The 13,563-nt window shown below is 63.7% G+C and carries 14 protein-coding genes and 2 tRNA genes; 6 read left to right on the top strand and 10 right to left on the bottom strand.

The features are described from left to right. Positions 1 to 1,030: NAD(P)H-hydrate dehydratase (locus tag A3728_RS13750; protein WP_150120802.1), on the top strand; the 1,030-nt coding region annotated here is incomplete at its 5' end. On the opposite strand, the gene A3728_RS13745 is transcribed toward A3728_RS13750, so the two are convergent. Further along, complete coding sequence (locus tag A3728_RS13745; RefSeq protein WP_067924770.1) at positions 1,027 to 1,548, bottom strand: Hint domain-containing protein; 522 nt, start codon at positions 1,546 to 1,548, stop codon at positions 1,027 to 1,029. The genes A3728_RS13750 and A3728_RS13745 overlap by 4 nt on opposite strands. A 134-nt stretch (positions 1,549 to 1,682) precedes the next feature. On the opposite strand from A3728_RS13745, the gene A3728_RS13740 reads away from it, so the two are divergent. Further along, a tRNA-Leu gene (locus A3728_RS13740) sits at positions 1,683 to 1,766 on the top strand. Between the two features lie 207 nt (positions 1,767 to 1,973). On the opposite strand, the gene A3728_RS22385 is transcribed toward A3728_RS13740, so the two are convergent. Continuing rightward, complete coding sequence (locus A3728_RS22385; RefSeq protein WP_067951218.1) at positions 1,974 to 3,035, bottom strand: hypothetical protein; 1,062 nt, start codon at positions 3,033 to 3,035, stop codon at positions 1,974 to 1,976. 322 nt (positions 3,036 to 3,357) lie between these two features. On the opposite strand from A3728_RS22385, the gene dctP reads away from it, so the two are divergent. Genes dctP through A3728_RS13725 form a run of 3 tightly spaced genes read left to right on the top strand, consistent with a single transcriptional unit; the run spans position 3,358 to position 6,132 of the window. Then, positions 3,358 to 4,320 carry a TRAP transporter substrate-binding protein DctP gene (gene dctP, locus A3728_RS13735; RefSeq protein ID WP_067924767.1) on the top strand — a complete coding sequence of 321 codons (963 nt, stop codon included), beginning with the start codon at positions 3,358 to 3,360 and terminating at the stop codon, positions 4,318 to 4,320. 4 nt (positions 4,321 to 4,324) lie between these two features. Beyond that, complete coding sequence (locus A3728_RS13730; RefSeq protein WP_067924764.1) at positions 4,325 to 4,816, top strand: TRAP transporter small permease; 492 nt, start codon at positions 4,325 to 4,327, stop codon at positions 4,814 to 4,816. Next, positions 4,816 to 6,132 carry a TRAP transporter large permease gene (locus A3728_RS13725; RefSeq protein WP_067924762.1) on the top strand — a complete coding sequence of 439 codons (1,317 nt, stop codon included), beginning with the start codon at positions 4,816 to 4,818 and terminating at the stop codon, positions 6,130 to 6,132. Before A3728_RS13730 ends, A3728_RS13725 begins: the two co-directional genes overlap by 1 nt. Positions 6,133 to 6,145: 13 nt before the next feature. On the opposite strand, the gene A3728_RS13720 is transcribed toward A3728_RS13725, so the two are convergent. From A3728_RS13720 to A3728_RS13690, 7 genes are all read right to left on the bottom strand, one after another. Continuing rightward, the gene (locus A3728_RS13720; protein WP_067924760.1) at positions 6,146 to 7,075 is read right to left on the bottom strand and encodes an AEC family transporter; all 930 of its coding nucleotides are present in this window, start codon (positions 7,073 to 7,075) and stop codon (positions 6,146 to 6,148) included. Positions 7,076 to 7,160: 85 nt separating this feature from the next. Further along, positions 7,161 to 7,961, bottom strand: coding sequence for an MBL fold metallo-hydrolase (locus A3728_RS13715; RefSeq protein WP_067924753.1), 801 nt, complete (start codon positions 7,959 to 7,961; stop codon positions 7,161 to 7,163). Beyond that, positions 7,961 to 8,767, bottom strand: a complete 807-nt coding sequence (locus tag A3728_RS13710) for a TatD family hydrolase (RefSeq protein ID WP_067924750.1) — start codon at positions 8,765 to 8,767, stop codon at positions 7,961 to 7,963. The genes A3728_RS13715 and A3728_RS13710 overlap by 1 nt, the downstream gene beginning before the upstream one ends. Then, on the bottom strand, positions 8,764 to 9,900 hold the full coding sequence (locus A3728_RS13705) for a DNA polymerase III subunit delta' (protein ID WP_067924747.1): 1,137 nt from the start codon (positions 9,898 to 9,900) through the stop codon (positions 8,764 to 8,766). Before A3728_RS13705 ends, A3728_RS13710 begins: the two co-directional genes overlap by 4 nt. A 43-nt stretch (positions 9,901 to 9,943) precedes the next feature. Beyond that, positions 9,944 to 10,564: a dTMP kinase gene (tmk, locus tag A3728_RS13700; RefSeq protein WP_067924744.1), complete on the bottom strand. Its 621-nt coding sequence runs from the start codon at positions 10,562 to 10,564 to the stop codon at positions 9,944 to 9,946. Beyond that, positions 10,561 to 11,751 carry a D-alanyl-D-alanine carboxypeptidase family protein gene (locus tag A3728_RS13695; protein WP_067924741.1) on the bottom strand — a complete coding sequence of 397 codons (1,191 nt, stop codon included), beginning with the start codon at positions 11,749 to 11,751 and terminating at the stop codon, positions 10,561 to 10,563. Before A3728_RS13695 ends, tmk begins: the two co-directional genes overlap by 4 nt. 24 nt (positions 11,752 to 11,775) lie before the next feature. Next, positions 11,776 to 12,591, bottom strand: coding sequence for an SPOR domain-containing protein (locus A3728_RS13690; RefSeq protein ID WP_443069433.1), 816 nt, complete (start codon positions 12,589 to 12,591; stop codon positions 11,776 to 11,778). Positions 12,592 to 12,887: 296 nt separating this feature from the next. Between A3728_RS13690 and A3728_RS13685 the strand changes: the two genes are divergently transcribed. After that, a tRNA-Ser gene (locus A3728_RS13685) sits at positions 12,888 to 12,977 on the top strand. A gap of 260 nt (positions 12,978 to 13,237) precedes the next feature. Here the strand turns inward: A3728_RS13685 and A3728_RS13680 are convergent. Next, positions 13,238 to 13,563: integrase core domain-containing protein (locus A3728_RS13680; protein WP_150120801.1), on the bottom strand; the 326-nt coding region annotated here is incomplete at its 5' end.

The following is a 13,563-nucleotide window of genomic DNA, read 5'->3' as shown; positions in this document are numbered from 1 at the left end:
GCCGGTGGTGCGGGCCGATCTGACATTGACGTTCCACTGCCCGAAGCCGGGCCACTTCCTTGCGGAGGGCCCCGCGACCTGCGGTGCGCTCGAGGTGATCGATATCGGCCTCGGGCCTTTCCACGATGAGGCTGGGGATAGCCTGCACCTTCACCCCCCATACGACAAAACGGATTTTCATCCCGCCCGCGAACGGGCGGATCTGGCCCGGGTTCTGCGCAAGGCGCCGGGCCATAAATACGACCATGGCGCCGCGCTGGTGCTGTCTGGTGGCGTGGGAAAGGGCGGTGCGGCACGTATGTCGGCCCGGGCGGCGCTGCGGATCGGGGCGGGGCTTGTCACCCTTGGCGTGCCCCCGGCGGCGGTGATCGAAAACGCCGCGCAGCTTGATGCGGTGATGCTTGCGCGTATCCCCGACGCCGAGGCCCTCAGCCATATGCTGGAGAAGGACGACCGCATTGCCGCGCTGGCCCTTGGCCCCGGCATGGGGCTGGGGGAGCGTGAGGCGGCGCTTCTGGGCGCGGCCCTAGCCGCGCGGCGGGCGACCGTTCTGGACGCCGATGCACTGACCCTGCTGTCCCGCAGCGCGGAGGACAGGCAGGCGCTGCATCAAGGTTGCCTGCTCACCCCGCATGGGGGCGAATTCGCGCGGCTCTTCCCGGATATTTCCGAGCGGATGAAGCAGCGGGACGGGTTTTCCAAGGTGGATGCGGTGCGAAAGGCGGCGGCGAGTTGCGGTGCGACAGTGCTGCTCAAGGGGCCCGACACGGTGATTGCTTCGCCGGACGGGGCCGCTGCCATCGCTTCTTCGGCCTACAGCAGATCCGCCCCCTGGCTGGGGACTGCGGGGGCAGGGGATGTGCTGACCGGGATCGCCGCGGGCCTGATGGCGCGGGGGCTGTCGCCTTTCGACGCAGCACAGGCGGCGGCGATCATCCATGTGGACGCGGCGCTCAGCTTCGGGCCCGGGCTGATCGCCGAAGACCTGCCGGACCTGTTGCCGGCGGCGTTGCGGGCCCTGCCGCTTTAGGCGGCGTGGAGCACCGCCCCACGCGCCCGGGCGGCGTCGGCGGTGCCAAGCTCCAACCCATCGGCGTAAAGGATATGCGGCCCGTCGCAGAAGATCTGGTACAGCGTCGCCTCGACCTCGCCCAGATCGGTGACGAACTCACCGTCGATGAGCGAGCGGGCCGCGACAAGCGCGCGTTCCATCTGGAACAGCGCCTTTGCCCGCCAATCGCGGATCAGCACCATCTGGTCGCCCGCAAGCCGCGCGTCCCGTTCGGGCCGGTTATGCCCGAGCGATCCGGCGGCGAGGCCGATCATCCGTATCTTGCGTGTGCTGCGCTGGATGTGAAGCACGCGCGACATGCCGGTGTCGCGGGTGATGAGTTTGTCGCCCACCGACAGGAATTCCACCGGAATTTCCCCGTCGAGAGTGAGCAACATGGCACCCTGTACCAATCCTGTATCCAGAACGGCATAGGGCGAATACTGGCCCGTGTGCGGATCCTGCCCGCCTACGCGCCCGACCGTTTTCGGTTTCATGGGCGTCTCTTTCCTTGTCAACCTGCCTCAGGTTGTGGCCAGAATAGGACAACATCCGCTTAATGTCCCGCATTTTTTGCTCTCGCCAGCGGGCGCGTGGTTTGGTAGCACCGCGTCGAGCCCTGAGGGTTCGTGCGGGTGTGGCGGAATTGGTAGACGCACCAGATTTAGGTTCTGGCGCCTTTGGCGTGGGGGTTCGAGTCCCTTCACCCGCACCATTTGAAGCGACAACTCCACCTATGTGTGGGGAAATTCGGTTCGGGCGCAGGTAGGAAGGGTGCTTTTCCTGCCCCCTGCGAACTTCCCGCCTCAAGTACCTTCAATATTTTGTCTGCTCTAAGGCGGTTTTTCTTCACATAGGGAGTGAGACGGTCCGAGATGGCGCCAATCGTAGGGTTTCAAAAAAACAAAGCTAATGCGAAGTATTATGGACGATTTCGGGCCCAAACATCTTCCATGTCAATGCCTTGCGCCAAGGCTTCCTTCATTTTGCGACTAGCATTGTCCGAGAACTGCACGTGCTTTGATTTACCAAAAGAAAAAGTGTGAGAACATGACTCGTCTTTATCGATGTTCAACTCCCTTCGCAGTGCGAGTGCCCGAGGGGGCGTGAGACCGACGGTCTCCGCCAGCTTCTTTGCGCCTATCCAATACTTTTTTTGTAGATCAATTTCTCGAACGGCGGCCGCGCCACCGGGCTCATCACCAGCCACAAAATGAACCGCGGCTCCTTCGCGTTTCGTAAAGTGAACCTTGAGTGTCGGCCCTTCTCCAGCCTGAGACGTATTTATCGTGCTCAAACGTGGAAACACTGCGGAAAATTCATCACCCCCCTTTATTGCTTTTTCGATTCGATCAACGTCTTTTTTCGATGTGCTCACTTCGTCTGTAACGAGCGCTTCCATAGCGAGCATCGACCGAATACGTGCCCGAGCCTCATCGCGTCGTCGTTTTCCGGGACGGAGCAACTTCGAAACCTTCTCGTACTCTTTGTCCACAAGAAGATCAAAATCACCTGGCAACTTTGTAGAGACTGGAAGCACTCGATCCGGGATTAGGTCGCTTAAAGACAGGCATAAGGATCGTTTTTGAAATTCATCGTAAGCTGTAACGAGCGCACGCATCTGAAGAAAGAGTAATGCTTCGTCAATGACAATAAACCAATGTTGTTCCTCATCCCTCAGGGCATCGATGGCCCGAAAAGATCCCGCTTCACCGCTGGTCAGGCTATATTTTGAAGTACATAAGTTTAGACATTTCTCAAACGAAAGAGAAAGTCCGCTTTTATCATCGAAAACCTTTTCTTTATTTTGTGCAAGGACGCACTTCAAAAGCATTTCCGTGGAATGTTGGGCGTGAAGTAAGACGCGCGTTAGCCGACCTTCTTCTTCATAAGAATTAAAGGCTGACATAGAAAATTTTAAAGAACTTATGCTTTTATGGTGTAATGTCTTTGCATCACGGACAAGATTCTTTTTTGGCTTCATGATTGAACACAATATAAACTAACGACAGTAAGAGAGTCTGGCACGGCATATGTTTTGTTCCAAGAAAAATAATTTATGCAAACTAGTTGTGGTTTGAGGTTCCGCGCTTGGTGTCCACAAATTATCTGCCCCAACCTTATTTCCTGCGAACACTTCCCTGACAACCGGCATCATACTACCTATACGCGCACTCCCCTCCAACCATCCCTCCAATAACATGCAATATAATGCATGTATCCCCATGCCAGATTGACGCAGTTCCTCCCCCTGCCTACGGATTGTATGCAGATACATATAAATTCTTTTTCGGGGGGAGACGGAAATGAACTTCAGGACATTCTGCGCCGGAGCGCTTTTATCCACCATCGCGGTGCAGGCCGCCCATGCCGAAGAGGTGACGCTGCGCGGGGTTTCGGCCTTTGCGCTGGGTACCACTTTCAGCCGTGAATTTGAATCCTTCGTCGATTGGGTCAACGAGAACGGCAAGGGGGTCGTGCAGATCAATCTGATCGGGGGGCCCGAAGCGGTGCCGCCGTTCGAGCTGGGCAATGCGGTCTCCACGGGGGTGGTGGATATCGCCAATGTCACTTCGGCCTTCTATCCGACGCTGGTGCCCACCGGGGATGCCATGCATCTGGCCGAGAACACCATTCAGGAACAGCGGGAAAACGGCTGCTACGACGTGCTCGACCGGGTGCACCGCGAGCAGATGAACGTGAAATACCTCGCACACGCGGGCGACGGCATGGGCTTTCACCTCTACCTGACGAAGCCCATCACCTCGCCCGACCTTTCGGGGCTCACCATCCGCACCACGCCCGTCTACCGGGCCATGTTCGCCGAACTGGGCGCGAACCTCGTGCGGACCGCCCCGGGGGAGGTCTATTCCGCCCTCGAACGCGGCACCATCGACGGCTACGGCTGGCCGGGGCAGGGGATTCTGGACCTCGGCTGGGATGAGCAGACGAAGTACCGGGTCGATCCGTCGTTCTACAACGTGGATGTGAACTTCCTCGTCAATCTGGATGTCTGGAACGGGCTGACGGATGAGCAGCGCGCCAAGCTGGAGGAAGGCGCCGCATGGGCGGAGGAGCTCAACGCCAAGAACGCGGAGATCAACGCGGCCGAATATGAAAAGCAGGCCGCCGCAGGGATCGAGACGATCACCTTCGAGGGCGCGGATGCGGAGACATGGCTCAACACGGCGCGCGATGCCGGTTGGGCCGCGGTGGAGGAGATCGACGCGCCGCTCGCCAAGGAGCTGCGCGCCTGCCTGACGAACTGACCGCATGAACCGGGCATTCGACGCATTTCTCTGGGGGCTCGCCGTCATTGCGGCGGGCCTTTTCGCGGCAATCGCGGTGGTCATCGCGATCAACGTGGCACTGCGCAATCTGGGGCTGCCTGTTCTTTATGGTGCGCTTGATGCGATCCAATACACGATCATGGCCGCGACCTTCATGGCGGCCCCCTGGGTGCTGGCGCAGGATGCGCATGTGAAGGTTGATCTGGTGACGGCGGGGCTGCCGGACGGGGGCAGGCGTCTTCTGGGCCGCATCACCGCGCTGATCGGCGCGGTGACAGCGGCGGTGCTGGGCTGGTACGGCACGCTGGCGCTCTGGTCCTCGATCACGCGGGGGGCGGTGATCCGCACGTCTTTCACGCTCCCCGAATGGATCACGCTGGTCTTTCTGCCGCTCTGCATGGGGCTCTGCGCGGTGGTCTTTCTGCGCCGGTTCTGGCGCCCGGTTGATAGCCAGCCGTCGCAAAGCGGTCTCTGATGGAGTGGGTCACGACCCTTGCCTTGATGCTGGGTGGGCTCGGGGCGCTTTTGCTCATGGGGCTGCCGGTGGCATTTGCTTTTCTGGCGGTCACGACCATCGGTGCCTTCGAGGTGCTGGGGGGCGAGCGGGGCATCCTGCAACTTGCCCGCAACGCCGCGCAGTCGGTGGCGAATTTTCAGCTCGCCCCGATCCCGCTGTTCATCCTGATGGGCGAGATCCTGTTCCAGACCGGGGTGGCGCACCGTGCCATCGATGCCATCGAACGCGTGGTGACGCGCCTGCCGGGGCGGATGTCGGTCGTCACGATCTTTGGCGGGACGATCTTCGCGGCGCTGTCGGGATCGACCATCGCCAATACCGCCATGCTGGGCTCCACCCTGCTGCCGGGGATGCTGAAGCGCGGGTACCATCCCTCCATGGCGATGGGGCCGATCATGGCGTCGGGGGCCATCGCCATGCTGATCCCCCCCTCGGCGCTGGCGGTGCTGGTGGGCTCGCTTGCGGGGATTTCCATATCCGGGCTGCTGATCGCGGGGGTGATGCCCGCGCTGCTGCTGGCGTTGCTCTTCGTGGCCTACGTGGTGGGGCGCAGTCTGCTCGACCCGTCGGTCGCCCCGCCGGAGGATCTGCCGCGGATGACGCTGCGCGAACGCTGGAGACCGTTCTGCATCTACGTACTGCCCCTGTCGGTGCTTTTCGCCGTGGTGATCGGGTCGCTTCTGCTGGGCATCGCGACACCGACGGAAAGCGCGGCCCTCGGCAGCCTGACGGCGGTGGCGGTGGGGGCGGCCTATCGCTCGCTCAGCCTTGCCCGGCTGGGGGCGGCCCTGATGGAAACCCTGAAGCTGTCGGTGATGATCCTGTTCATCATTGCTGCCAGCCAGACCTTCGCGCAGGTGCTGTCCTTCTCCGGCGCGACGGGCGGGTTGATCCGGGCCATCGGTGCCTTCGATCCTACGCCGCTGATGGTGCTGCTGGGCATGATCGCCATCCTGCTGTTCCTTGGCTGTTTCATCGACCAGGTCTCCATGCTGATGGTGACGGTGCCGGTCTTCGTGCCGCTGGCGGATGCGATGCAGATCAACGATCTGGTGCTGGGCGTCGTCTATCTGCTGACGATGGAGATCGGATTGCTGACCCCGCCCTTCGGGCTGCTGCTTTTCGTGATGCGCGGGGTGGCCCCGCCGCAGATCGGGATGCGCCAGATCTATGCCGCGGTGAGCCCCTTTCTGCTGATCAAGCTGCTGGTGCTGGGGCTTATCGTGGCCTATCCGGCCATCGGCACATGGCTGCCCGGGTTGATGGGGCGCTGAGCGGGCGGGTCGCTCAGGGCAGCAGGTGCAGCCAGAACCACACGCTCAGGATCGAACTGCCGGTGGCGATCAGAACGGAAGAGGCCGCCACCCGTTTGGCGCGTCCGTACATGTCCGCGAAGATATAGGCGTTGAACCCCGGCGCCATCGCCGCCGTCAGCACGCCGGAGCGGAACGGATCGCGCGGCAGGTCCAGCGCAGTGCCGAACCCCCAGACCAGACCGGGGTGCACCAGCAGGGCGATAGCGCAGACCATGGCGATGGTCTTCAGATCGCCTTCGGGCCGGTATTGCAGCAGAACACCCCCCAGCGCGAAGAGAGCCGCGGGCAGGGCCGCCTGCACGATGAGCGACAGCGCGTCATCCACCACGCCCGGTATCGGCAGGCCCGAAAGGTTCACCGCGAAACCGGCGAGGATGCCGATGACCAGCGCATTGCGGAACATGGCCACGCTGACGGAGCGCAGCAGCAACAGCCCGCTTTGCCCGCGATTGCGCACGAATTCCATGACCGTGATCCCCAGCCCGTAGCAAAAGGCGGCATGGAAGGCGATGATGGCGTAATTGCCCGCCAGCGCCGCGCTGCCATAGGCGCGTTCGGTGATCGGCAGGCCCAGCAGGATCGAATTGCTGAAAAGGCAGCAAAAGCCGATGGCCACGCAGTCTTCCCAGTCGCGGCCGAAGAAGAGCCGCGCGCCGAAGATGCCGAGCACGAAGGAGATCGCCGCCCCCGCGTAGAAGCTGAACATCAGCCGCGGGTCGAAGGAGGCGGACAGGTCGAGCCGCGCAATCGCCTGAAAGAGCAGGCAGGGAATGGCAAAATTCTGGGTGAACTTCATCACCCCGTCGATCCCGCTGACGGGAAAGAGCCCGCGCCAGACCGCGACATAGCCAAAGCCGATGACCAGAAAGACCGGCAGGATGACATCAAGCAGCGTCTGCAACCGTCAGCTCCCCGGGTGGTCCAACGGACACAGCGGGGGTTTCACACCCCCGCGCCCCCGTGAAGTATTTGCAATCATGAGAAGATCAGGCCGCGGGAAAGCTGAGCGTCAGCCCGTCGTAGGCGGGCCGGACATGGGCGGGAACCTCGGCGACCAGCGTCCGGTAGTCGAGATCGTTGTGCATGTTCGTCAGCACGGCGGTCCGGGGGGCGGCGCGTTCGATCCACTCCAGCGTTTGCGACAGGTGGCTGTGGGTCGGATGCGGATCGCGGCGCAGGGCGTCCACGATCCAGCAGCGCAGGTTTTCCAAGTGGGGCCACGCGCTGTCGGGCAGGGCGGAGACATCCGGCAGATAGGCCACATCATTGAAACGAAAGCCGAGCGCGTCGATCCCGCCATGGGGCACGGCGAAGGCGGTGAAGCGGAGGCTGCCGCCGGGGCCGTCGATCTCCACCTCGTCGCGCAAATCATTCATGTCGAGAATGGGCGGGTACATCGACCCTTCTGGGCGGATGAAGGCATAGCCGAACCGGTCGAGCAAAGCCGCCTTGGTCGGGGCGTCGGCCCAGACCGGCAGGCGGGCGCGCATGTTGATCACGATCATGCGCAGATCGTCGAGCCCATGCACATGGTCCGCGTGGGAATGGGTATAGAGCACCGCGTCGAGCCGCCCTACACCTGCATCAAGAAGCTGCGCGCGCATGTCGGGGGAGGTGTCGATCAGCACGGTGGTGGTGCCCCCGGTATCCACCCGTTCCACCAGCAGCGAACAACGGCGGCGGTGGTTGCGCGGCTCATCCGGATCGCAGGCCCCCCAGTTGCCCCCCAGCCGGGGCACGCCGCCGGAGGATCCGCAGCCAAGTATGGTGACGCGCATTTCGGCCATCACGCGGCGGCCCGGTGACGCGCGGCCTTGGTAAAGAGCCGGTCGAAGTTTTCCTGCGTGGCACGGGCGAAATCGGGGTAGTCGACACCGAAGGTTTCCGCCGCGCGGCGCGCGGTATGGGCGGTATAGGCCGGTTCGTTGCGCTTGCCGCGCCGGGGCGGCGGCGCGAGGTAGGGCGCATCGGTTTCGACCAGTATCCGGTCGAGCGGGGCGGCAGTGAAAATGTCGCGCAGTTCCTGCGATTTCGGAAAGGCGGTGATGCCCGACATGCTGAGGTAAAAGCCGAGGTCCAGCGCCGCACGGGCCAGATCCGGGCCGGAGGAAAAACAGTGCATAACGCAGGAATAGGCCCCGTTGCGATGTTCCTCCGTCAGGATGCGCGCCATGTCTTCATCCGCGTCGCGGGCGTGGATGATCAGCGGCAGGCCGGTTTCGCGCGCGGCGGCGATATGGATACGCATGGACTGTTGCTGCACCTCGGCGCTGTCGGCGGTGTAGTGATAGTCGAGCCCGGTTTCACCGATCCCGACGAACTTCGGATGCTGGCTGAGCGTCACGAGTTCCTCGACGGAAGCCATCGGCTCTTCGGCGGCGGACATCGGATGGGTGCCCGCGGCATAGAAGACCGGGGCGTGCGCCTCGGCGATGGCGCGGACGGCGGGTTCGTTCCTGAGCCGGGTGCAGATCGTCACCATACGAGTCACGCCCGCTTCCTGTGCCCGAGCCAGGATATCGTTCAGCTCCCCGTCGAAATCGGGAAAGTCGAGATGGCAGTGGCTGTCGGTGATGGCGGGTGTGTCTGTCATGCCTGTCGCCTCGGTGCGTCGCTCGGGGCGCTTTGCGCCAGTCTTTGCAGGGTATCTAGGACCAGCGCGGCAGGGTCAAGGTTGACCGCCAGACCGTGCCGGGCACGCGCCGATACCTTCTGCGCCGTCTCGGCCCATATCCGGCCCTGCGCCGGGGTGGGGGACAGGCGCGACAGCATCGCGGCCTCGTTCGGGGCAGCCTCGATCGCGGGCGGATGGCCGGTGCTGCCGGTGCGTGCCAGCCGCACCAGAAGCAGGTCCAGCAGATCGAAAAGCAGGGTAAGCTGCGCTTCCTTTCCGCGCGCCGCCACGGCTTCGGCCAGTTTGATGCCGCGCGCACGGTCCATATGGGGCAGTCCGCCCAGCAGGCTGACAAGCTCGCTGTAGGTTTCGCGCCCCCCCAGCAGTGCCAGCCGAAGTGCGCCGCCGACGGTGCCGCCGGAAAGTTCACCCAAGGCGGCCGCATCGCCGGTGAGCGGCGGTTCGAACCGGGCGAGCGCCTGTGCCATCTCATCCGCCGCAAGGCTGCGCAGACGCAGCACCCGGCACCGCGATCGGATCGTCGGCAGCAGGCCGGAAGGCCGGTGGCTGATCAGCAGCAGGACCGCGCGATCGGGCGGCTCTTCGAGCATCTTGAGAAGGGCGTTGGCGGCATTGGGGTTCAATTCGTCCGCGTCGTCGATGATCACCACCCGGCGCCCGCCCTCGGCGGCGGAAAGCTGGAAGAACCCGGCAAGCTTGCGCACGTCGTCGATGACGATCTGCTTGCGCAGGCGCTTGGTCTTTTCGTCCACGCTGCGGGTAATGGATTTGAGGCCCGACTCGCTCCGTGCGGCCATGCGGCGGGCGACAGGATGATCGGCGGGGACATCCAGCGTGGTAGCGGGTTCCGGCGCGAACATGCCGCCCACATCCGGGTCGGGCGTGGCCAGCAGAAACCGCGCGATGCGCCAGGCAAACGTGGCCTTGCCCACGCCGCGGGGGCCGGTGAGCAGCCATGCGTGATGCAGCTTGCCCGCGTTGAACGCATTGAGAAACGCCGCTTCCGCGCTTTGCTGCCCCACCAGTACCGAGGTATCGCGCGGGTGCGGCGCGCCTTCGATCTGATCCGGGAGGGCAGGGTCGTCTGTCATGGGGATGGTCTATCAGGTTTCGCGGGGGAGGGAACCGCCGCGGTCAGAAGCCGGTGGCGGCGAGGATCGCGGCATGAACCTCTGCCGGGCTGCCCGCCCCGTCCACAACCCTGAACCGTTCGGGGAATTCCTTTGCCAGCTGCAGGAAACCCGCGCGCATGGCGTTCTGCAGATCCACCCCGAAGCCTTCGAAACGTTCTTCGGTGCCCGCGCGGGACAGCGCCCTGTCCAGCCCCGCATCGGGCTGCATGTCGATGAGCACCGTCAGATCCGGTTCCACCCCGATCATCAGCGCATGAAGCTGGTCGACCGCACCGCGCAGGTCGCCGCGCGACAGCCCCTGATACATGCGCGTCGAATCCGCGAAACGGTCGCAGATCACCACCTTGCCCGCGTCGAGCGCGGGCTGGATCGTCCGTTCGAGGTGGTCGCGCCGGGCGGCGGTGAAAAGCAACAGCTCCGTCTCGGCGGACCAGCGATCCGGCGCGCCCTGCAGGACAAGGGCGCGGATCTCCTCCGCCCCGGGGCTCCCGCCGGGTTCGCGCGTCAACACGACGTCGCGCCCGGCGGCGCGCAGATGATCCGCGAGCAGGCGGGCCTGTGTGGATTTTCCCGAACCGTCGATGCCTTCGAAGCTGACGAAGAGCCCGCGGGCAGGCGTCACGTAGCGCCCTCTGCCGCCGCATCCTCGGGGCCGGAATTCAGCCGTACCAGCAGGTGCCGCGCCGCCGCGGTGATCCGGGAGACGAAACCGTAGGGTCCCACGGATTCGCTCGCCTGCAGGGGCACGCGCGTTTCGGGCAGGCCTTCGGGCGTCACCACCAGTTCGGCCAGCTTGTCGCCCTTGCTGAAGGGCGCGCGGAGCGGGCCGTCAAAGACCACTTCGGCCTTGAGGGGGCCTGCGGTGATGGTCGGCACGAGAACGGTAAGGTCCTCTTCCAGAACCAGACCGACCTTGCGGGCGGAGCCCATGGCCACCGGCGCTTCGGCGATCTGGGTTCCTTCGGGGGCGAGGGTGCGTTCTGCGAACTGCCGGAAGGCCCAGTTCACGATGGCTTCGGCTTCCTCGGCCCGGGCCGAGGCGCTATCCAGCCCCGACAGCACGAAGATCACACGCCGGTCGCCCTGCTGCTGCTTGGCGGATCCGACAAGGCCATATCCCGCCTCCATCGTATGGCCGGTCTTCAGCCCGTCCGCACCGATGCCCAGACCCAGCAGCGGGTTGCGGTTGCTCTTGTTCTGGGGCGCGCGACCGTCAAAGACGAACTCCTGCTCCTTGAACATCGGGTAGAACTGCGGGAAATCCAGAATGATCCGCTGCGCCAGCAACGCCAGATCACGGACAGACATCAGATGCCCCGGGGCCGGCCAGCCATTGGAATTGGTGAAGGTCGAATTGGTCATGCCCATCTGCTGGGCGCGCTGGGTCATCAGGCGGGCAAAGCCGTACTCCGTGCCGTCCGGGCTCAGCGCTTCGGCGATGACGGCGGATGCGTCGTTGCCCGACAGCACGATGATGCCGCGCAGCAGGTCCTCCACCGTCACCCGGTCAGTGGTATCAAGGAACATGGTCGAGCCGCCGTAGGACATGGCGTGCTGCGATACGGGCAGTTCCTCCGTCAGGTCGAGCCCGCCGTTGGCCTTGCCCCGTTCCACCGCTTCGAACGCCATGTACAGCGTCATCAGCTTGGACATGGACGCGGGCGGCAGCGGCTGATCCGCGTTCTTGGCCAGCAGAACCGTGCCGCTGGTCACGTCGATCACATAGGCCGCGGTGGCGCGGGTCTCGAAGGCCTGTGCGGGCAGAGCGTACAGGATCAACGCCAGCAGGGCAGCAACGGGGCGGATCATCGGAAGGACCTCCTTCGGGTTACGTCAGTTCGACACCGCATAGGCATCGGAGAACCCTTCGCCCTTGATCTTTTTCAGCAGGGCATCGAGTTCGGATTTCGAGGGGGCGGGGCCGACCACGACGCGCCAGAACGGCTTGCCGTTGATCTCGCTCCGCTTGACGGTGGGCAGCATGCCGGCACCGCGCATTTGCTTTGCGGCCCGTTCGGCATTGGCTTCGACGCTGAAAATGCCGATCTGCACATAGGGTTTGGCAAGCCCGCCCGACTTGCGCGCCGGTGCCGCAGGTTCGGGGCGGGGGGCCGGAACCGAGGCCGCGGTAATGCCCGCCGCTGCGGNGGTGGCGGGCGGCAGCGTCGCCTCTGCGATGTCCGAAGGCTCTGGCAAGGTTTCGGCGGCAGGGGCGGTTTGTGTGCTGGCGTCCGCGGCCTCTGGGGCTTCATCGCCGGCTTCCGCCCGGCGCAGGGCCGTGACGTTGAGCGGCGCGGGTGCACCCGCCAGAATATTGAGTGCCGCCGCCGCGTCAGACGAGATCTGCAGCCTCGGGCCGGGCAGGTCGCGTTCACGGCGGAAAAGGGCACCGATCACGAATTTGCCGTTGTCCTGATTGCGGATGATGACCCGTTCGGGATCGGTCACATCCGGATGCGCCACCCAGACCCCCCCGAGAGAGGGGCGCCCGTCCCAGAGGCCCTCTTCGGTGACGGAAAAGACCTCCGGAGCTTCGACGTCCCGTTCCACCAGCCGGGTGGAGGTGGACTCCTCCGTCTGCGCGGCGGCGGTCCGCCCGGGCAGGGCAAAGCCGTTCTCCCCGCAGCCCGACAGCACCGCAAGCGACATCATGCCGCCGACCGTCAGGAAGATGGAGCGGTGCGGGATGCGCATCACGGGGGAAGGGGTCTTCATGATCGTCTGTCCTTGCCTGCTGGCGGCGTGTGGTCGCACCCACCTGTCGAGCCGGTTCCCCGGCGAGCGTACGTCCCCTTGACGGGGCTCTTCGGCGCACTCTAGCCCGCCGAACCAGATGTGAAAAGGCGCAGGAGCGCGGATCGGCAAATTTCCCCGGGCCCGTTTCGGACAGCGGTAAATTGCCCATTTGCCGAATCGCGACAGGCCGATTAGGAGACACCGACCCCGGAGGAGTGGCAGAGTGGTCGAATGCACCGGTCTTGAAAACCGGCGTGCGTGAAAGCGTACCGTGGGTTCGAATCCCACCTCCTCCGCCACAAACCAATCGCGAATCCGAGACGAGGCCCCAGCGCGGGCCTTTTTTCTTTTTGGTTCAAGGGGTTTAAGGAAAGCACCCGACTTGTGGAGACTGGCCGTTGGCCTAAAATTGGTCTCGCAAAGCCCCGCGTCTCTTTCCACCCGCCCTTCACTCAAATCGAGACGGATTCAAAAACTCACGTATTTTCTGATGCTTGCCAGAAATGGGCTGCGCCGCAGTTGAGGCAACTTGGACTTGCCCGGCTTTTGTGGAGAGCGTTTAGCTCACTTCCCGTGCCTTTCGCTCGAAGGCGATGGGGCTCTGGAAGCCGAGCGACGAATGGCGCCTGACGGGGTTATAGAACCCGTTGATGTATCTGGCGACAGCGTTTTCGGCCTGAGCGCGTGTCTGCCACGCGACCGGCCAGATCAGCTCCGACTTGATGGTCTTGAAGAACGTCTCGACCATCGCGTTGTCATAGCAGTTCCCGCGCCCGCTCATTGAGATAAGAAGGCCTCGTTTTCGGAGCAGTGCCTGATAGTCGACAGAGCAGTATTGCGACCCGCGGTCGGAATGATGGACCAGCCCCGTCGCAGGGTTGCGAG

Origin of the sequence: Sulfitobacter sp. HI0040 (assembly GCF_001634885.1) — a bacterium.
Classification (GTDB): Bacteria; Pseudomonadota; Alphaproteobacteria; order Rhodobacterales; family Rhodobacteraceae; genus Sulfitobacter.
This window is presented reverse-complemented; position numbering and strand designations above follow the sequence as displayed.